Here is a 19,387-nt window from a genome sequence, read left to right as displayed (position 1 = left end):
ACAACTCGCTAAGGCTCGCCTTACCTTAGTGGAGTGACCCTCGCCGAACCCATGTTCCGCACAGCGCCCTGCACCTCACCTGTAGGGCTCGACGTTGCCGACATCAGCATCTCCTACGGGCGCCAGCCGGCGGTTCGGGATGTGTCCTTCCTGCTCAAACCCGGAACCGTCACTGCACTGATCGGCCCGAACGGCAGCGGAAAGTCGACACTGCTCAGGACCATTGCCCGCCTGCACACGGCCGACACTGGAAGCGTCACTACCTCCGACGGCACCGACGTCTTAGCGCTCTCCCCGAAGGAATTCGCCCGCAGGGTGACCCTCCTCGCCCAGAGCCGACCGGTGCCAGCCGGGATCACCGTGCGTGAGGTTGTCGACTTCGGCCGTCACCCGCACCGCAGCCGCTGGACCGGCAGTGATGCGCAGGGGGCCGCCGTCGTGGCGCATGCGATGGAGTTGACACGCACGGCTGAACTTTCGGACCGCCCGGTCGCGGCCCTGTCCGGTGGACAACTGCAGCGCGTCTGGCTCGCGAGCTGCCTTGCGCAGGACACGGGTGTCCTGCTGCTCGATGAGCCCACCACCTATCTGGACCTCCGGTATCAGGTGGAAATTCTCGACGTCGTGCGCGACCTGGCGAGCCATCACGGGGTGACTGTCGGCGTCGTGCTGCATGATTTGGACCAGGCAGCGGCCATCGCCGACCACGTGGTGCTGCTCGAAGACGGCGCTGTCCGCGCGCAGGGTTCTCCCGTTGAGGTGCTGACCGCCGAACACCTTTCGGCCGCGTACGGAGTGCGCGTCGATGTCACGGTCTCCGGAGGCACCGTCCACACCCGTGCCGTCGGGCGGCACAACGCCGTCGGTAACTCCACCGAAACGGTTCTTCAAGCTTCCTGATTCACCTTTCCCCCAGTTGCGCGCCCGCGCCCTCACAGAAATGACCCTGATGAAACAACCGAAGATTTTTGCTGCCCTCGCGGCGGCAGCCCTGCTCACGTTGTCGGCCTGCGGCACTACCGAGGAAGCGGCAGGCACCGCGGAAGAGACGGCCGGCGCAACCGGCGAGTCCATCACCATCACGGACGCCCGGGGCAAAGAGGTTGTGCTCGACGGACCTGCCGAACGGATCGCCGGGACCGAGTGGAACGTCGTCGAGAACGTTGTGTCGCTGGGCATCATGCCGGTGGGCGTTGCGGATATTGAGGGCTATAACACCTGGGTGAGCTCAGCACCGCTCGATGACAGCGTGACCGACATCGGCGTCCGCGGTGAACCGAGCATCGACACCCTCGTCTCCCTCGAACCGGACCTCGTCCTCGTCACCGACCAACTGGTTGAGGGTGCCATCGAGCAGATCGAGGAGACCGTCCCCGTGATCGTGGTTCCGGGCGGTGATTCGTCCGACAACATCGGGCAGATGTTCGAGAACCTCGACCTGATCGCCAAGGCCACTGGAACCGAAGACAAGGCAGCCGAACTGAAGACAAACTTCGAGGCCAAGGTCGAAGAGGGACGCGCGGCCATCGAGGAAGCGGGAGGCGCCGGAACGCCGGTTGCCTTCTCCGACGGCTACGTCGACGCCGGCAGCGTCTCCATCCGTCCTTTCGCTACCGGGTCGCTGGTGTCCGATGTGCTCACGGAACTCGGCTTCGAGAACGCCTGGGAGATGGAAGGTGATCCCGTCTACGGCCTCGCGCAGACCGACGTTGAAGGCCTCACCGCGCTCCCTGAAGACACCCGCTTCTGGTACATCGCCAATGACAGCTTCGGCGACCCCTACCAGGACGAGCTCGCCGACAACGCCATCTGGAAGTCGCTGCCGTTCGTCGAGGCCAATAATGTCCAGCGTTTCCCGGACTCCATCTGGATGTTCGGCGGTCCCACCTCGATGGAGCAAATCATAGACAGCGCAGTCTCCGCTGTTGCCCCGGTAACTGAGAAGTAGAACGCAACATGACGCCGGAAACCCTGACTCGCGCCGCCGCCTCAGCACAGGGAGCTGACGCGAGGCCAGGGTTCCGGCTCGCGGTGTTCGGCCTTCTCCTTGGCACGGCCACCGCTCTCCTCGCCCTGATGCACATCACCCAGGGCACATCTGCGGTCAACGCGGCGGACATTGTTGGCCTGCTGTTGGGGAACGACGACGCTGAGACGGCCGCCATTGTCGGCGCCAGCCGGGTTCCGCGGCTGGTAGCCGGGGTACTGGTGGGTGTGGCACTCGGTGTTGCGGGCGTGATCATGCAGTCCGTCTCGCGTAACGCGCTGGCCTCCCCCGACACCCTCGCGGTCAACGCCGGCGCCCATTTGGCCATCGTCGCGGTTGCGGCGCTCGGGCTGCAGGTTCCGCTGCTCGGCGCCGTCGGAGTTTCATTCCTCGGAGGGATCGGCGCCGCGGCCCTGGTTCTCGCGCTGGCGGGAACGGGTCAGTCCGGGAGCGTGCGGCTTGTTCTTGCGGGGTCAGCGATCGCGCTGGCGTTCGCCGCCCTGACCCAGACCCTCATCATCCTCTTCGCGCAGGAGACCCGCGGGTTGTTCGCCTGGGGCGCCGGCTCCCTGGGGCAGAGCGGGATGGACAAGTTTGTTGTGCTTGCCCCGCTGATCGGGCTCGTGCTGATCGTCCTGCTGTTGAAATCCCGCTCGCTGGACATGCTCACCCTCGGGGACGATCAGGCCCGCGTGCTGGGCATCAACGTCCGCGGCACGCAGGTGCTGGCCATTGTGCTTGCCGTCCTGCTGTCGGCCGCGGCGGTGACCATCTCCGGGCCGATCGGTTTCGTCGGTCTCGCCGCTCCCGCCGTCGTTCGATTGGCCGCAGCCAGGATTCCCGGGCTGCACCGGCACATCGCGCTGATCCTCGCGTCCGCCCTGACCGGCATCTTCCTCGTACTGGGAGCGGACGTCCTGCTGCGCGCCCTGGTCGGGGCACAAAGCGCGGTAGAGGTCCCGACCGGTGTGGTGACCACCATGTTCGGCGCAGTCTTCCTGGTGATCCTCGCGCACCGGATGCGGACTTCAGGTCCCACGCGGGAGGCGCGTGCAGTGTCCCTGCGGGGAACACGCCCCGGAGCCGGCGCCGTCGTCGTTGGAGTTCTTGCGGTGCTGCTGCTCGCCGCAATGGTTGCAGGACTGCTTCTCGGCGACGCGAAGCTGCTGCTCGGCGACGTGGCGAACTGGCTATCCGGTCAGGCCGGGCCGGTGGTGTCCAGCGTGATGGACGCACGCTTCCCGCGTGTTGCCGCGGCGCTGCTTGCCGGCGCCTCACTGGCCCTGGCCGGAACGGCAATCCAGGCGGTGAGCCGCAACCCGCTGGCCGAGCCCTCGATCATTGGTGTGTCCGGTGGTGCGGGAATCGGTGCAGTCGCGGTCATCACCTTCGTTCCGCTGGCCGGGTTCTGGGTCATTGCCGGAGCGGCGGGCATCGGCGCGGCGGTGGCTGCCGCCGTCGTCTTCGGTCTGGCGTTTCGTGGCGGGTTGCAGACCGACCGCTTTGTGCTCGTGGGAATCGGAGTCTCGGCGGCGGCGATGGCCGCGATCACCCTGCTCATCGTGCTGACCGACCCGTGGAATGAAGCCAAGGCGCTGACCTGGCTGTCCGGCTCCACCTACGGGCGTTCCATGGATCACCTGATCCCGATGACCGTTGCACTGCTGCTGACGGTGCCGATTATCGGAGCGCTGCACCGAACCCAGGATCTACTGGCGCTCGATGAGGACACTCCGAAGCTGCTCGGCATTGCGGTACCGCGAGCGCGTCTGATCCTGCTGGTCTGTGCGGTGGTGCTGACCGGATCTTCTGTGGCCGGGATCGGTGTCATCGGTTTCGTGGGGCTCGTAGCGCCACATGCCGCGCGGGCCCTGGTGGGGGCGCGGCACAGGCTCGCGATCCCCACCGCCATGCTGCTCGGTGCGTTGCTGGTCTGTGTGGGCGACCTGATCGGCCGGACGATGATCGCGCCGGCGCAACTGCCGGCAGGCCTGCTGACCGCCCTGCTCGGCGCACCGTACTTCGTGTATCTGCTGTTCCGGAGCCGGCTCTCGCGGTAGGAAGATTTTCATTTCCAGCAGAGCGCTTGGAACAATGTCTGTGACGACGGCCACGCGTCGTTTCAGGCCTCATCAGGCCGACTCACTGGGGGAAAAATGAAACGAAAACTGTTCTGCGAGCTCTCGCCTCTGGCCTACCGCATCTCCGTTCAGCGGATGATTCTTACCCGAAAGTGGCGGGACTTTCTTTCGCCGACCACCTTCGCGTTGCAGCGGTCGGAAAATCCTCTGCCGGCTGTGGTGTACCGCCATAACTCGCTGATACGCCGCAAGTTGGGAAACGTCGACCTCCATCTACAGGAAAACAAGGCTGTCAGCCTGGGGATCGCCGCACCGCTGGTGAATGGCATCATCATCCAACCGGGGGAAACCTTCTCATTCTGGAACCTGGTGGGCAGATGCACTGAGGCCAAGGGTTACCGCGAGGGCCTCGTGATCAGCAATGGCAAAGCCGACTCAGGCATCGGCGGAGGCCTGTGCCAGTTCACCAACCTGCTGCACTGGATGGTCCTGCACAGCGAACTGACGATAGTAGAACACCACCATCACGGCGAAGTGGATCTGTTCCCGGACTTCAACCGCCAGATCCCCTTCGGAACGGGCACATCGATCATCTACAACTACCTCGACTACCGCGTCCGTAACGATACAGACCAGGCCTACCAGGTTATGGTGAGCACCACCGATGAGCACCTCTGTGGGGAACTCCGCGCTGAACGAGTCCCGTCGGTGAAGTTTCATATCCGCGAAGAGGGCGCCCACTTTCAGGAGATCGACGGGCGTGTGTACCGGCGCAACAGAATCATCCGTCTGACCAGAGACAAGCGCAGCGGCCTTGTCACCTCACGGGAACAAATCATCGAGAACAACGCGCTTGTCACCTACGACCGTGAATTGATCACAGCACCCGTTCTCCCCGACCCGGCACCGTCAAGCCACGAGGCAGCACCGTCATCTTCCCCCGCCTGAAGTACTGCCTTGCTCGGGGCCCGACGGCGCCTGATGTCGTAAGGCCGCTGCAGGTAGGTGTCGTCAGGGCTTGAGACGCCGGCACCTACCGGCCTACGGTGTGGTCCATGTATCTGGAGAACCTCGTCTTTGACGCCCTCGAGCCGCAACGGCTGGGTCGGTTTTGGGAGGCTGTGATTGGAGGTGAGCGGCTCACAGACGACGTTGATGGCTTCGAAACCCGGCTCACCATCGAGGGCGGACCGGTGCTCGACCTATGCTTCCAGCGACTCAGCCGACCCCGATCACGACGCGAAGTTCTGGTCATGGTTGACCGGCTGGACGCATGTGGCAGGGGCCACCCCGACTCTTCGCCATCCATCATTGCGAGGCCCCCTTCTTGAGTTGTGCCCTGAGCCGGCCCCAAAGGGCACTGCGAAGAACCGACTGCACCTCGACCTCCGTCTTGAGGAGGGAGACGATCCCGATGAAGTCGCGGCGGGCATCGCCGAGCGCGGTGGCCGCGAGCTGCGGCCGGACTGGGGTGATCTGCCATGGCGCATCTACACCGACCCGTCGGGCAACGAGCTGTGTACTCCCGGTGCGGTCCTGAGACTCGCCCCCAGAACCCACGTACAAGTTCTTGCTGTACCGTGTGGAAGGAGGGGAGTCGAGTTACCCTCTTGCATCAACGCTTCACAAGTCCCGTCTGACCGCACGATGAGCAACCGCAAAGGCCTCCCGTCCGCTTAGACCCTGTACTTCAACGAATCTTCAGCCAGCAGGATCCGTTGCCATGCGCGCCACAGCCGAGCTGTGGCTGCCCACCAACCTGATCCGCCTCGCTGGCCCTACGCCGGCCCGGCTCCTGAAAATTCTCCGGGTATTACCCGGTGCGTTCTCGCGACCCTCATGCCTTCTTCTTCTCGATGCTCAGCCTCGAAGAGCCCAGGGCGCAAGACCGAAAGACAAGGACTGAAAATCGTGAGTTACAACAGCAGAATCCACCCCACAGAGTCGTTCCCGGCGAATCTTAGCGAACTGGATGACTCCGCCCTGCACGCGCTCAACAGCAAAGTACATCGTGAGCTGGACGCGGAGTACTTGGGCGGAGCCCCAGAACCGGAGACTGAATTCCGCAGGGAAGAACTCACTGAGGAGTTGGATCGGCGCGAGAGCAACGAACAGTCCCGCCTGATGTCGGACTCCCGTCTCACGCTTGTGCGCGCCATCTGATCGGTGAACCGAGCACCTCAGGTGGGAAGTAGGGGACTTCACCAGCCCCCCTTATGTCTCTATCGTAGAGATAATGACATGGACATCAGACCGGTTTCGGCAGATCGGCGTGACAATTGCCTTCGCCCTGTGCATCATCGGCACGGCTATCGGCTCGGGCTCCCTCGGCGGCACTCCGATCGATGAAGCCGCCGGAGGAGCGTTGAGCGCGGACGCCACACTTCTGGCCCCGGCCGGCGCTGCATTCAGCATCTGGAGTGTCATCTACGCAGGCCTCGGGGCCTACACCGTGTATCAGTGGTTTCCGTCGCAGCGGTCCTCGCGTCGCCAGCGCCGCCTCGGCTGGTGGGTTGCCGCGTCAATGCTGTTGAACGCGGCCTGGATCCTGTCCGTTCAAGCGGGTTTACTCACGGGCAGCGTGGCGGTCATCTGCGCCCTGCTCCTAGTGCTCGCCGTCAGCTTCACGATTTTCACGTCCGAAAAGCCCACCTCCGCCGTCGACGGAATAGTCACCGACGGTACGCTCGGCCTCTACCTGGGCTGGGTGTGTGTGGCCGTCTGTGCAAACATCGCGGCAGCACTGGTCGCGGGAAGTTTTGGCGGTTTCGGATTGGCCCCGGAAGTTTGGACGGGAACCGTGCTCATGATTGTCGCGGCGATTGGCGTACTCCTCGCGTTATCCGGCAACGGCCGCCTTGCCGTCGCAGCCGCCATCGGTTGGGGCCTTGCCTGGATCGCGGTGGGCCGCGCCGCCGGCGCACCGGAATCACCGACGACGGCGGTTCTCGCCGGCCTTACCGCGGCAATTATCGTCATCGCCACAGTCGCGATCAGGCTCCGGAGGCGATCACATCCGGCAGCGTCTCTGGACCGTCGGGCGGTTGCCCAACCGTAACGACCAGTCTTTCGCGCGGGCTTTGTGCGCGTTCACTGTACCGGGCGGGCCTGAGCCCGACCAGCTTCGCGTGTTAGTTCCGCCACGATACTGGGCAGTTATTATGAGTGACTCAAAATAACTGTTAGCGTTGAGAACACGGCCGGAAAGTCAGCATCCGATTCTCCCGCAGGGAGACGCACAGCCGCCTCCAGCGGCGCCCGGTCATCAAGGACCGCAGCGCTCCTCCCCTTCAGCCGGCAACGTCGCCACACCGGTCGCCCTCCAGGCTTGAGTTAGCCGTTGCCCCGCAAGACTTTCTTACCGGGTCCAGCCACCCGACTCACAGTTTTCCTGGGTTGACGCGCCCAGACAGACCTACCCATATCGACAAGGACATCACATGACACTTCTCGCGAACCGACCTATCCAGACAACCGAAAGCCGACCCGCCGAATACCGTGCACCGCAGGGCGGCACCTACGTCACGACGCATTCACGCCCGGCAACCGCCGGCAGCTACGTCACCACCGAGGGCAGCGGAACTGTGCCCGCCGGAGTTATCGGCGGCCGGTATGTTTCCCTTGGCTACGTTCCCGCGGAGCAGACGGAGGGCCGTTACACGGGACGCGCCTGAAACACAGCCCAGAGAACAGGAGGTTCCAGGCCCTGCGCCCGGAACCTCCTGTTTCCGTTAAGGCCTCCGCTTCTGCGGGTAGGGCGCCTCATGACGGGCGAGCATGTCCGCGAAAGAGGCAATCCTCTTTTCCCGTCCCGCCGCCGTCTTTAACTGGCTGAGTCGGAAGATGAGCGCATACCGGTTCTGTGCGGTGAGCACGTCGAACATTGCCTGTGCGTCCGGGTTCGCTGCAATCGCGGCCGCAAGATCCTCGGGCACGACGGCTGTCGCCGACCCCGCGTAGGCCCGCTCCCACCGCCCATCCACCCTCGCTTGCTCGACGGCGGCGCGGCCTGCGTCATGCATCCTGCCTTCCGCTTCCAGCCGCTCAATGTGCCCGACGTTGCGAAGGGACCAGATGCTGCGCTGGCCGCGAGGCGTGAAGCGCTGGAAGCTGCTTTCGCCGTCGCGCCTTTTGGCCTGGCCGTCTATCCAGCCGAAGCACAGCGCCTCGTCCAGGGCCGCGGCGTAGGTCAGGGCTGTCACCGTGCCGCCCTTCTTGTGGAGGACGAGCCACACCCCGGAGGACGACGCGTGGTTTTCCTCCAGCCACAGTCTCCATTGATGCGCATCGGGCAGCAGCAGTTCGGGCAGTTCGACGGCCATGCTTTTCAGGGTACTGCTGCCGGATGGCGATTCAGCCGATGGCCGAAGTACAGCGCGTCAGAGTTGCTCGGGCCTGCGTCTGCTATAAAACAGAGGGTATGAACCTGCGCACCCCAGACCCTAACCCCGGCTGGCTCAACGAGGACGATCTCTACGAGGCACGCCGCCGATTGCCCATGGTCTATGTGGAGGCCATTCCGGTCCGGTGCGATTCGCTCGGGTATGTCACCGAAGTAGGGCTGTTGCTGCAGGCCAGCGACCAGGGCGAGATGGTGCGCACCTTCGTCTCCGGACGCGTAATGTACCGCGAAACCATCCGTGCGGCCCTGCTGCGGCATCTTGAGAAGGACCTCGGTCCCTTCGCGCTCCCCCAGTTGCCACCGTGCCCGGTGCCGTTCACCATCGCCGAGTACTTCCCCTCTCCTTCGGAGACCGGGCTGACCGACGACCGGCAGCACGCCGTCGCACTTGCCTACCTCATTCCTGTGACCGGCGAATGCAACCCGCGGCAGGACGCACTGGAGTTGACCTGGCTCACGCCGGAAGAGGCTCTGAGCCCGGGAGTCAGCTCTGAGTTCTCCGGCGGCCGCGACAGTCTGCTGCGCCAGGCGCTCGCCTACGCCGGTTGGGGCCGCTGAGGCGTTACCGTTCTTATAGACCGGTTTTGTTTACGGACCCGGGGGCAACACGCAGTGAGGTAGGACTTTCCAATGATCGACAGCGATGTGGACGCGCGGGTACAACCGCTTGCCGCGGAGGCAGTGAGCGCGGGCCGCAAGCTCCTCCTCCCGGGAGGCAAGCGCACCAGCGAAGTGGTGGACACCGTCGTCGAACACGATGATTTCGGTGTCCCGGCCATTGTCGTGGCCACGCTGGAATCCGGTGAGACGGTGCGTATTGCAACCGGATCCACGGTTCAGGCCGAGGCACCCGAGGAACTCGCCCAGATCGCCGCTGACGAGGGATCGCCGGAAGCGTTGATCGCCCACGTCGCTGCTATCCACGCTGGAAGCCCGCGAGTGCATGAGCTTGCCGAACGACTCATCCGCGGCGTCAACTTCAAGTCCGGCAGCAGCCTGCAGGACATTCGCGACCTGGCGATGACCCTCTACGTCGATCTCTCCGACCCAGCGAGCGCGCTCAAGGTTTGTGATCTGCTCACGGACCAACCGTTCGACGGGAACTTCGGCCGCTGGAATCTCATCGAGGGCTGCCTGGCGCTGGCCGTCCACCTCACCCAGAACGACGGCGACGGCTCCCGTGCCGCCGGCTACTCCGCTGCTCTGCGAACGGCCGAGGAGGCCGAAACAGACCCGTTGAAGGCGAAGGTGGCCGCAACGGTGCGCCAGCGCCAGCTCAACGAGCCGAACCTATATGACCGGGAAATCGCGCGGTCGGCCAATAACCCTGCCGCAGAGAAGGACTGGCGCGGGTTACGTCTGGCGGCACTCCTGTATCTGCGGGCACATGGCGGATCGGAGACCCTGAGTGCTGAAGCGCTTGACCGGCGCATCGGCCACGAACTGCTCGCCATCCGGGCACTCAACGGAAGAACAGCCACCTCTGGTTAGCTCGCAGTGGCGGGAGTAGAGTGGCGCGCATGAGTGACTCGACAGGTCCCTTCACACAGTCCAGCACCGAACAGCACCCCGCCCGCGATGTGCCGGTTGCAGATCCAAACCCGCTCCGCGTTCACATCAACGCGGACGCACGTCAGCTGTGGCTCATGCTCCGTGAACCGCGGCTGATCCGGCAGTGGCACGGGTGGGATGCCGAAACCCTCGACGAGGAAATCCGCTCCATCTACTTCGCTCCGTCGGTGGTTGAAGGGCCGGACCACACCTTCCTGACCGTCGACGGCGGTGACACCTTCCAGATTGAACCGGTCAGCGACGGCTGCGTTGTCACGGTTGAACGGGTGGAGGGCGAATCCGACGAGATAACCGAAGGCTGGATCACCTTCCTCCAGCAGCTGCGCTTTGCCCTTGAACGCCACCCCTCAACGAACCGGCGCACGGCGTTCTTCTCGGGTGAATCAGACGATGGCGAGTCCATCATCGAAAAGCTGCATGCCGAACAGCTGCAGCAGCCCGGCGACTCCTACTCGCTCAGCCTCCCGAACGGGCATGAACTGACCGGCACTGTCTGGTTCCGCACCGAAAACCAGCTCGGCCTGACAGTGTCCGAGTACGCAGAGCACGGTGAGGGACTGGTGATCGTCGCCGATCAACCGTCGCTCCAGAACCGGTCCAGCCTCGCCATAATCACCACCTACGAGCTGGGAGCGAACCTGTTACGGTCGGCCTGGGACAGCTGGGACGCCTTCCGCCGGCAGCATTATCCTTCCTCGAAGCCGTTGGAGACCTCGAGCCTCGAAGGCTAGCTCCGGTCCTGCTCGGCGTTCGTGAGTACCAGGCAGGGCCAGCGCCTGATTCCTGAGAAGATGGGCTGGTGCCACAATCAGACTTTTCGTTCTCCATTGGTAAACGCCTCAGCGAGACCACCACGGCAGGCGAGGGCCTGCACGGCCGGACCGGGACCATCACCACCCCCCACGGCGAGATCCAGACTCCGGCGTTCATCGCCGTCGGAACCAAGGCCACGGTGAAGGCTGTGCTGCCGGAGTCTATGAAGGACGCCGGCGCGCAGGCGCTCCTCGCGAACGCCTACCACCTCTACCTGCAGCCCGGGGCGGACATCCTCGACGAAGCCGGCGGCCTTGGGAATTTCATGAACTGGGACGGGCCCACGTTCACTGACTCCGGCGGCTTCCAGGTGATGAGCCTGGGTTCCGGGTTCAAGAAGGTCATCACCATGGACTCCGCTGCCGCGTCCAAGCACGCCGGTGACGACGACCGCGTTGCGGTGGGCAAGGAACGCCTGGCCCACATTGACGACGACGGCGTGTGGTTCGTGTCCCACCTCAACGGCGACCGCCATCGGTTCACCCCGGAGATCTCGATGCAGGTCCAGCACCAGCTCGGGGCGGACATCATGTTCGCGTTCGATGAGCTGACCACCCTGATGAATTCGCGCGGATACCAGGAGGAGTCACTGGAGCGGACCCGTTTGTGGGCCGAGCGATGCATCACCGAGCACGAGCGGCTGACGATTTCGCGCGCCGACAAGCCGTATCAGGCGCTGTTCGGCGTAATTCAGGGCGCGCAATACGAGGACCTCCGACGGAAGGCCTCGCAGGATCTCGGGGCGATGAACTTTGACGGGTTTGGTGTGGGAGGTGCGCTGGAGAAGGAGAACCTCGGAACCATCCTTGGCTGGTGCGCCGATGAGCTGCCGGAGGACAAGCCGCGCCATCTTCTTGGTATCTCCGAACCCGACGACCTGTTCACGGGTATCGAGAACGGGGCGGATACCTTCGACTGTGTCTCCCCCACCCGCGTTGCGCGAAACTCTGCGTTCTACACGCCGGACGGTCGGTGGAACCTCTCCAATGCCCGGTTCAAGCGTGACTTCACCCCGCTCATGGAGGGCTGCGACTGCTACACCTGCACCCACTACACCCGGGCGTACATCCACCACCTGTTCAAGGCGAAGGAGATGATTTCGGCGACGCTCATCTCGATCCACAACGAACGCTTCGTGATCCGGATGGTCGACGACGCCCGCGCCGCCATCGAGGACGGGACGTACTTCGATCTCAAGGCCGAGGTGCTGGGGCGCTACTACGCCGCGTCCACGTAGCCCCGCCCGCCATCGTCGTCCGCCCCAGCTCCGCTCCCGCCACCCCTTCCTAGCAAAAGTGCCGCAAAGTGGCGGGACCGTGGGCAAAGTTCCACGATCCTGCCACTTTCCGGCGGCTCTGGCCCCGGCGGGCACCCCACTTATCCACAAAACTACCGATGACGGCGGCGCTTGCGCAGCCAACGCGGAATGCTTTGGCCATGGGACCGAACACCTACGAATGGCTGACCTCTTCAACCTGCTGTTGGCGTACCGCCGAACTCGAGGAGATGGGGCTGAACCGCCGCACGATCAGACAGCTCGTGGAGCATGGGGTCATCGTGCGAATCGTGTTCAACGGCTATGTTTCGGCCAAGCACTGGTCAGGCCTGGGTGATTCCGCGAAGGCGGTTCTCCTGTTAAGGGCGCAGCCGTGCCAGTCGGTCGGATACCTGCACCTATAGCCATACGTCAGCGGCCCGCATGCATCAGCTCAGCCTGTGGCGTGTTGATTCGAAGATTCACATCACGCAACCATTCCCCGGGTCCTCCCGTGATCACTCACCCTTAGTGGTTAGACACAGTACGCCCCTGCCCCGGGAGGACGCGGTGACGCTGCACGGGATGCGCACTACGTCCCTCGCCCGGACAACGGTCGACTGTGCTCGACTGTTGTCCTACAGGCAGGGGCTGATCCTGGCGGACCATGCCCGGCGATTGGGTGCCAGCCGCGCGGATCTGGAGCACATTGTGCAGCGACAGGCGGGCTTCAAGGGCGTGCAGGTAGCGCGGCGGGTGGTTGCTGATTCGAGCCCCTTGTCCGAATCCGCCGGCGAGACGCTGACGAGGCATTTGCTCACGCGCCTGCCGATCCCGCAGCCCGAACAGCAGGTGGTCGTACAGACGGCCTACGGTGAGCACCGCCTCGACTTCGGCTGGAGGGAGCACAAGCTGGGGCTCGAGTTTGACGGGAAAACCAAGTACTTCGACTTCGCACCCACCTCGGAGGTGGTCTTTCAGGAGCGCCGCAGGGAGAAGGCGCTGAGGGAAGACGGCTGGGAGTTTGTGAGGTTGGAGTGGAGCGACCTCTTCAAGGAAGAAGCCACCCAGGCGCGGATCCTCAAGGCCTGGTCGGGACGCCACAGAAGTGCCGCATAGTGGCAGGATTGTGGGCAAAGTTCCACGATCCTACCACTTTCCGGCAGGTTTGAGCCCTAAGCCGCGGCGTAGCTCGGCTCCCGGCGCTTCACCCAGCGGATGGCCGCCGTCGTGATCGGCAGGAAGAGTACCTCCACCAGCGTCTTGTAAAAGAAGCCAAAGAGGAGGTAGTTCAGGAACGTCGGGAAGTCCGTAATGCCGATGACCGACGCGGCGATGGCGCAAAAGATGAGCGTGTCAGCGAACTGGCCCACGCCAGTCGACGCAACGAGACGCGCCACCATGCTCCGCTCCCCGAACCGGGCCTTCATGCGCACCAGAACCAGCGAGTTGAGCAGCTGGCCCACTAGGAACCCGAGCAGTGACGCGAACACGATCAGCGGAACCGGGCCGAGCGCGAGTTCCAGTGCCTCCTGCTTTGCGACGCCGAATTCGTCGTCGAACCCGGGCAACGCGATGATGACGGCGTACGCCAGCGACGCAAAGGCGGAGAGCACAAATGTCACAACAATCCCGAGCCGCGCAGCCTTGAACCCGTATACCTCACTGATTACGTCGCCAAGGATGTACGCGAGTGGGAAGAGGAAGAATCCGCCGTCGGTGATGATACTGAAATCGCCAACGATCGGCCCGATGACTACCCCCTTCGAGGCACCGATGTTGGAGAGGATGACGACGACGGCGAGCACCGCCAGCATGATCGAAAAGATGGGGCTGCCCAGGGTTGCGTATCGGGCGCGGGCATGTTCCTGCAGTTGAGTCATGGTTCTCATTCATAGAAGTGGTTCGCGCAGCCCGGAAGGCTCGCTGTATTAGCACTGTTACCCGGCTGTCCCGGACCATCAATTGTCCCACGCTCGGCTTCAGCGGATCGGCCCTCCCCGCAGTTCCAGCACGACGACGGCGCGCGGCTTGCGTAGGCAGCCAGGCGTTGGCGCAAGCCGCGAGGCGTCGGGCACACTGGTGCAATGGTTACTGAAGCACCAGAAATCACCCTGACCATCGCCGGATCCGAGGCTACCGGCGGCGCCGGTGCACAGGTGGATCTGAAGACATTCCAGGAACTGGGCACGTACGGCATCGCGGCGCTCACCTGCATAGTCTCGTTCGATCCGAAGGACAGCTGGAACCACCGGTTCGTCCCTGTGGACGCGAATGTCATTGCGGACCAGCTCGAGGCTATCCAGTCCTGCTACTCGATCGGCACCGTCAAGATCGGCATGCTCGGCACGCCCCAGACCATCGACACCGTAGCGGGAGCACTTGGGTCCCAGAAGTGGCTGAACGTGGTGCTGGATCCGGTCCTCATCTGCAAGGGCCAGGAGCCCGGCGCCGCGCTGGACACTGACCAGGCGCTCAAGGCCAATATCCTCCCGCTGGCCACGTTCGTCACTCCGAATCATTTCGAGGCAGAGTCACTCTCGGGGATCGAGATTCGTTCGGTCGAGGACCTCAAGGACGCCGCCCTGCGCATCCATGAGGCAAGTGGCGCCGTCGTGCTCGCAAAGGGTGGCGTGAGGCTGGAAGGTAGCGACGCCGTCGACGTCTACTACGACGGCGAGACGCTGGAAGTACTCAGAGCGCCCAAGGCGGGCGATGTCGCGGTCAGCGGTGCGGGTTGCACGCTGGCAGCGGCGGTCGCGGCGGAGCTGGCCAAGGGTGCGGCACCGCTCGAAGCGGCCCGGACTGCGAAGGCTTTTGTCACCGAAGGGATCAGGAACAGGGTCTCCTCGAACGCGCCCTTCGACGCCGTCTGGCAGGGCGGCGCAGCAGGGGTTTGAGGCCTTGAACCACCCGGCTGCATTCGTTTCAGTTGTTTGCCCGCATTAACTGCTCCGTTAACTACTCCGGATTCGTTGACTTGTGAGATAGAACGCATAAAGCTGTAACCGTGAAGCTCAAGGGAGATTCACATTGCTGCTGGCCACCCGTCGCTACACAGGGAATCTCACTCACACCGGTCTGAGGCCGAGCCAGCAGTACTGCGGGGGGCTAGCGATGGACTCAAGCGGTATGGCCTTGACTCTTCCTTCTTAAGGAGAAGCATGAGCAAGTCATACCGCCGGGGATCAGGAAGGGCTGTGTTGGCGTCGCTGACCGGCCTCGTCCTGGCCTCCAGCATGTGGGCACCAGCGTCAGCAGTGGAGGCGCCGGATTCCGGGAACCCTACTGCCGAAGGCATCGCACTTCAACCGGCATTCGACGCCAAGGTCAGTCGGGAACTCGCCGAGAAAACGGGCCCGACGGCGGCCTTCGTCCAGTTCGCGGGCAAGGGAGCCTTCGAACAGACGCAGCCGGCCACAGTCCGCAGTAATGGGTTCACCACCCCGATCCAAAGGACCGCGCGGGTTTTGGAGATTCGCGCCGGTATCCAGGCCAAGGCGGCTGAAGTCGCGGCCCAAGCTTCTGCCTCGCAGTTGTACACCACCACGAACACTATCCCCGGCGTCGCGATTCAGGGCGATGCTGAGGCAATCAGGGCACTCGCTGCACGTCCGGATGTCGTCAAGATCACCGGAATCGTGCCGAAGACCATCGGCAACAAGGGCGCGGTCATCGACACCCGCGCACTGGAGGCGTGGAACGCCCGAGAAAACACCGGTGAGGGAATCACCATCGCCGTGTTGGATACCGGGCTCGACTACACCCATGCGGGCTTCGGCGGCCCGGGCACCATCGAAGCGTTCGAGCTGGCAAAGGCAGATACCGTACCTGATCCTGCGCTCTACGATCCGGCCAAGTTCCGCGGCGGCTATGACCTGGTGGGAGACGCCTACAACGCCGACGACCCGGTGCGCTCAACGCCCCAGCCGGACCTGAACCCCCTCGATTGCGAAGGTCACGGTTCCCACGTTGCGGGCACGTCCTCCGGTTACGGCGTCACCGCCGAAGGCACCACGTTCGAAGGTGACTACAGCACGTTGAGCGAGGACGACGTCAACGCGATGCGCATCGGCCCGGGATCTGCTCCCGAGTCCGGCATCGTTGCCCTCCGCGTTTTCGGTTGCGAAGGTTCAAGCCTCGTTGTGGGGCAGGCACTGGACTACGTCCTCGACCCCAACCGTGACGGCAACTTCGACGATCGCGCGCAGATCGTCAACATGTCGCTCGGATCCTCCTTCCCCGCGTACGACGACCCGGAAAACGACATCGTCAATTCGCTGACCGCGCAGGGTGTCCTCTCGGTTGTATCTTCCGGTAACGACGGCGATGTCTACGACATCGGCGGCTCCCCCGGCAGCGCCGAATCCGCACTCACCGTTGCAGCCAGCGTAGGTTCCCAGGTCACTCTGGACCGCGTCGATGTGCTGGCGCCCGAGGAGGGAACCGCGGCTGGTCAGTACAGCGTGAACTTCAACTACGTCGAGGCGACGGAAGCCCAGTTGACCGGAACGGTTGTGAAGCCGCCGTCCGGCCTGGACCCCTTCGGCTGTGAGGCATTCCCGGCCGGCACCTTCGACGGGGAATGGGTCTGGCTGGAGTGGGAAATTCTCGAGGCTCCCTTCCCCTGCGGTTCCACCGCCAGGTTCGACAATGTCGAGGCCGCAGGTGGAGCAGGCGTGGTCCTGAGCTCACCACGCGATGTCTTCGAGTCGGGCATCGCGGGAAACAGCACCATCCCCGGTGTGCAGCTCAACCGCGCGTCCTCGGAGGCACTTGAGCCTGCCGCGGAGCAGGGCACTCTCCAGATCCGTCTCGATGCCACCTACCAGGCAACAGCCACTGGCCCCTCGATCGCACAGGACACCCTTGCCGGGTTCTCCTCGCGGGGTGTCCACGGCTCCAACGGCGTGGTCAAGCCTGACGTCACTGCTCCCGGAGTCTCCATAGGTTCGGTCCAGGTGGGGTCCGGCGACGGTGCCTCCGTGAAGAGCGGCACCTCCATGGCAGCGCCGCACGTTGCCGGCATCGCCGCACTGGTCCTTTCCGGGAATGAGTACAACCCGTACCAGGCCAAGAGCGTCATCATGAACACCGCGACGCACGATCTGCTGACCAACGGCGGAATCCCCTACGCACCGAACCGTGTTGGTTCCGGCCGCGTGGACGCCATCCAGGCTCTGGATACGTCCGTTCTGGCGTACGCGACGGAGCAGCCCGCGCTCACGTCGGTGAACTTCGGTGTGCTGGAGCTCGGGACCGAAGCTCTGACTGTGACCAAGCAGGTCACAGTCCAGAACAGGTCGAATGCTCCAATCACCTACAACACCAGTTACCTCGAGGCATCGACCATGCCCGGCGTTGTCATCTCGGTGTCCCCCGCGGTAATCACGGTTCCGGCCAACAATCCCGCCGTCCTGGACGTCACCCTGACCATCCAGGATCCGACGGCGCTGGCCAAGACCATCGATCCCGCTGCGGAACCGACCCAGGCCGGAATCCCGCGCCAGTACCTCGCTGACGTCTCCGGCCGTGTGCAGCTGGCTGGTCCGGACGGGCAGGAACTCCGTGTTCCCGTCTACTCGGCTCCGAAGCCCACGTCCGACATCTCTGCCGGTCCGGAGATTGTCTTCGATGATCCCTCGGATCTGGTGAGCACCATCGCGCTGTCCGGTCGCGGACTCGACCAGGGAGTTCCGGGCGAATCTGCCTACCAGTCGATTATCTCTCCGCTCGTTCTCGGTGCTGAAAGCCCGAAGGCGGCCGAGCGTCCGCTCGAGTCCCTGTACTCGTTCGACCTGCGCGCAGTCGGTGCCGCTTCAACGGTTCCGGCACTTGTCGATGCAGCCGGGGATCCGGCTGTGGGCGTCCTGAACTTCGGTATCAGTACGTGGCAGAACTGGGCTCAGCTCGGGGGCAACAACGGTGTATCGATTGATATCGACACCGACGGCGACGACACCGTGGACTACATAGTTCAGACCCTGCGGGCCGGCGACCTTGGGCCTGCGGCTCCGACGCTGGACCTCATACTGTTCGAAGTGGTGACCATCGACGATGCGGGTAACCCCGTCTTCGACACCGACCTCTACTTCGCTAACGGGGTGGACGGCAGTGTGGACACCAACACGTTCGATACGAACGTCATCACCCTGCCGGTTCCTGTCGCGGAGCTGGGCATGGACGCTGCGGCGCTGGGTGCCTCGGCGCCGATCAAGTACCGCGTCTCGACCTCGAGTGCGTTCAATGTCGATGAGAATGGTGTCTCGAATGGGCCGGTGGACACCACCGCCTGGATCAACTTCAACGTCACGGAACCTGCCCTGTGGTTCGAGGGTGGGGAGCCGGCATCGGCGTCGTTCGTTGCGGCTGATGGAGTAACGCTCAACGTCAACCGTCAGGAGACCGTCACCGACGCGAAGGCGCTCTTCATCCACCACCACAATGCGACGGGCGAGAAGGACGAGATTGTTCCGATCTCCGTCGTCGGTGCCGCTGTCAACAAGGATATGGACGGTGACGGCAATCCTGACGTCGTGGTCCGCAACTCCGCGGGACAGCTGCTGCTCTACCCGGGCAACGGTTCCGGCGGCTTCCTTGCCAGCCGTGTGATCGGTACGGGCTGGAACAGCATGAACGCGATCCTGATCCCCGGTGACTTCAACGGCGACAGCATCTCCGATGTTGTCGCCCGGGACAGCGCGGGCGGACTCTGGCTGTACACGGGAACCGGTAACGGGTCCCTCAAGCGGGGCACCCAGATCGGTAACGGTTGGAGCGGTCTCGGAATCGTCACACCCGGTGATTTCGACGATGACGGCAATGTGGACCTGATTGCCCGGGCCAGTAACGGAACGCTGAACCTTTACCCGGGCAACGGCTCCGGCGGCTTCAAGACGCGGTCGCAGATCGGGTCCGGCTGGAACGGTTACACCATCGTTGGCCCCGGCGACTTCAACAGTGACGGCACCACGGACCTGCTGGGACGCGACTCCACCGGGAAGCTCTTCCTCTACCCGGGCAACGGTACGGGTGGCTTCGGCTCTCGTACCCAGGCCGGTACCGGGTGGAACGGTTTCACTCTCGTGGGCCCCGGTGACTTCAGCGGTGACGGCAGTGCCGACGTGGTGGCCCGCGACTCCGCAGGACGTCTCTTCCTCTACTCGGGGAACGGCACCGGCGGTTTCGCAGGCAAGGCCCAGATCGGCAAGGGTTGGGGCGGATTCACCTGGATGGTTCCGTAACACCCCTCGCGAGCTGAGGTGTGAAGTAAGAAC

19 protein-coding genes are annotated in these 19,387 nt (G+C 63.8%); 17 read left to right on the top strand and 2 right to left on the bottom strand.

Annotated elements, in window-relative coordinates:
* Nucleotides 1–51 precede the first annotated feature (51 nt).
* From AC4D1W_RS08315 to AC4D1W_RS08275, 9 genes are all read left to right on the top strand, one after another.
* On the top strand, nucleotides 52–900 hold the full coding sequence (locus AC4D1W_RS08315; protein ID WP_490898497.1) for an ABC transporter ATP-binding protein: 849 nt from the start codon (nucleotides 52–54) through the stop codon (nucleotides 898–900).
* A 49-nt stretch (nucleotides 901–949) separates the two neighbouring features.
* Nucleotides 950–1,948, top strand: a complete 999-nt coding sequence (locus AC4D1W_RS08310) for an iron-siderophore ABC transporter substrate-binding protein (RefSeq protein ID WP_490898429.1) — start codon at nucleotides 950–952, stop codon at nucleotides 1,946–1,948.
* 8 nt (nucleotides 1,949–1,956) lie between these two features.
* Nucleotides 1,957–4,047 carry an iron ABC transporter permease gene (locus tag AC4D1W_RS08305; protein ID WP_490898428.1) on the top strand — a complete coding sequence of 697 codons (2,091 nt, stop codon included), beginning with the start codon at nucleotides 1,957–1,959 and terminating at the stop codon, nucleotides 4,045–4,047.
* 96 nt (nucleotides 4,048–4,143) lie between these two features.
* A complete protein-coding gene (locus AC4D1W_RS08300; protein WP_490898427.1) occupies nucleotides 4,144–5,016 on the top strand; it encodes a VanW family protein in 873 nt (290 codons plus the stop codon).
* 107 nt (nucleotides 5,017–5,123) lie between these two features.
* Nucleotides 5,124–5,399 (top strand): VOC family protein, encoded by a 276-nt coding sequence (locus AC4D1W_RS08295; protein WP_490898426.1) that lies wholly within the window; start codon nucleotides 5,124–5,126, stop codon nucleotides 5,397–5,399.
* A complete protein-coding gene (locus AC4D1W_RS08290) occupies nucleotides 5,344–5,748 on the top strand; it encodes a VOC family protein (protein WP_490898425.1) in 405 nt (134 codons plus the stop codon). The genes AC4D1W_RS08295 and AC4D1W_RS08290 overlap by 56 nt, the downstream gene beginning before the upstream one ends.
* 231 nt (nucleotides 5,749–5,979) lie before the next feature.
* Nucleotides 5,980–6,231 (top strand): hypothetical protein, encoded by a 252-nt coding sequence (locus AC4D1W_RS08285; RefSeq protein ID WP_490892546.1) that lies wholly within the window; start codon nucleotides 5,980–5,982, stop codon nucleotides 6,229–6,231.
* Between the two features lie 73 nt (nucleotides 6,232–6,304).
* A complete protein-coding gene (locus AC4D1W_RS08280) occupies nucleotides 6,305–7,126 on the top strand; it encodes a TspO-related membrane protein (protein WP_490898424.1) in 822 nt (273 codons plus the stop codon).
* Nucleotides 7,127–7,508: 382 nt separating this feature from the next.
* Nucleotides 7,509–7,742: a hypothetical protein gene (locus AC4D1W_RS08275; protein WP_490892544.1), complete on the top strand. Its 234-nt coding sequence runs from the start codon at nucleotides 7,509–7,511 to the stop codon at nucleotides 7,740–7,742.
* 57 nt (nucleotides 7,743–7,799) lie between these two features.
* Here the strand turns inward: AC4D1W_RS08275 and AC4D1W_RS08270 are convergent, their stop codons facing one another.
* Nucleotides 7,800–8,390 (bottom strand): YdeI/OmpD-associated family protein, encoded by a 591-nt coding sequence (locus tag AC4D1W_RS08270; protein WP_490898423.1) that lies wholly within the window; start codon nucleotides 8,388–8,390, stop codon nucleotides 7,800–7,802.
* A gap of 98 nt (nucleotides 8,391–8,488) precedes the next feature.
* Here AC4D1W_RS08270 and AC4D1W_RS08265 point away from each other — a divergent pair, with 98 nt between their 5' ends.
* The 6 genes from AC4D1W_RS08265 to AC4D1W_RS08240 all read left to right on the top strand — a co-directional run bounded on the left by AC4D1W_RS08265 (nucleotide 8,489) and on the right by AC4D1W_RS08240 (nucleotide 13,229).
* Nucleotides 8,489–9,028, top strand: a complete 540-nt coding sequence (locus AC4D1W_RS08265; protein ID WP_490892542.1) for an NUDIX hydrolase family protein — start codon at nucleotides 8,489–8,491, stop codon at nucleotides 9,026–9,028.
* Between the two features lie 72 nt (nucleotides 9,029–9,100).
* Entirely contained in the window at nucleotides 9,101–9,961 is an 861-nt protein-coding gene (locus AC4D1W_RS08260) for a DUF6707 family protein (protein WP_490898422.1), read from the top strand.
* A gap of 29 nt (nucleotides 9,962–9,990) precedes the next feature.
* A complete protein-coding gene (locus AC4D1W_RS08255; RefSeq protein ID WP_490892540.1) occupies nucleotides 9,991–10,773 on the top strand; it encodes an SRPBCC domain-containing protein in 783 nt (260 codons plus the stop codon).
* Between the two features lie 65 nt (nucleotides 10,774–10,838).
* Nucleotides 10,839–12,092 (top strand): tRNA guanosine(34) transglycosylase Tgt, encoded by a 1,254-nt coding sequence (tgt, locus tag AC4D1W_RS08250; protein ID WP_490898496.1) that lies wholly within the window; start codon nucleotides 10,839–10,841, stop codon nucleotides 12,090–12,092.
* 200 nt (nucleotides 12,093–12,292) lie between these two features.
* Nucleotides 12,293–12,535, top strand: a complete 243-nt coding sequence (locus tag AC4D1W_RS08245) for a hypothetical protein (protein ID WP_490898421.1) — start codon at nucleotides 12,293–12,295, stop codon at nucleotides 12,533–12,535.
* A 160-nt stretch (nucleotides 12,536–12,695) separates the two neighbouring features.
* Complete coding sequence (locus tag AC4D1W_RS08240; RefSeq protein WP_490898420.1) at nucleotides 12,696–13,229, top strand: hypothetical protein; 534 nt, start codon at nucleotides 12,696–12,698, stop codon at nucleotides 13,227–13,229.
* 56 nt (nucleotides 13,230–13,285) lie between these two features.
* On the opposite strand, the gene AC4D1W_RS08235 is transcribed toward AC4D1W_RS08240, so the two are convergent.
* Nucleotides 13,286–13,993, bottom strand: a complete 708-nt coding sequence (locus AC4D1W_RS08235; RefSeq protein WP_490898419.1) for a queuosine precursor transporter — start codon at nucleotides 13,991–13,993, stop codon at nucleotides 13,286–13,288.
* 204 nt (nucleotides 13,994–14,197) lie between these two features.
* On the opposite strand from AC4D1W_RS08235, the gene AC4D1W_RS08230 reads away from it, so the two are divergent.
* Together AC4D1W_RS08230 and AC4D1W_RS08225 are read left to right on the top strand one after the other, a co-directional pair.
* Complete coding sequence (locus AC4D1W_RS08230; RefSeq protein WP_490898418.1) at nucleotides 14,198–15,010, top strand: hydroxymethylpyrimidine/phosphomethylpyrimidine kinase; 813 nt, start codon at nucleotides 14,198–14,200, stop codon at nucleotides 15,008–15,010.
* Between the two features lie 264 nt (nucleotides 15,011–15,274).
* Entirely contained in the window at nucleotides 15,275–19,354 is a 4,080-nt protein-coding gene (locus AC4D1W_RS08225) for a S8 family serine peptidase (protein ID WP_490898417.1), read from the top strand.
* The last annotated feature ends 33 nt before the right edge of the window (nucleotides 19,355–19,387 follow it).

The organism is Arthrobacter sp. TJ-170, assembly GCF_058269305.1.
The sequence above is the reverse complement of the archived record's forward strand: the minus strand, read 5'-3'. Positions and strand labels throughout refer to the sequence as shown.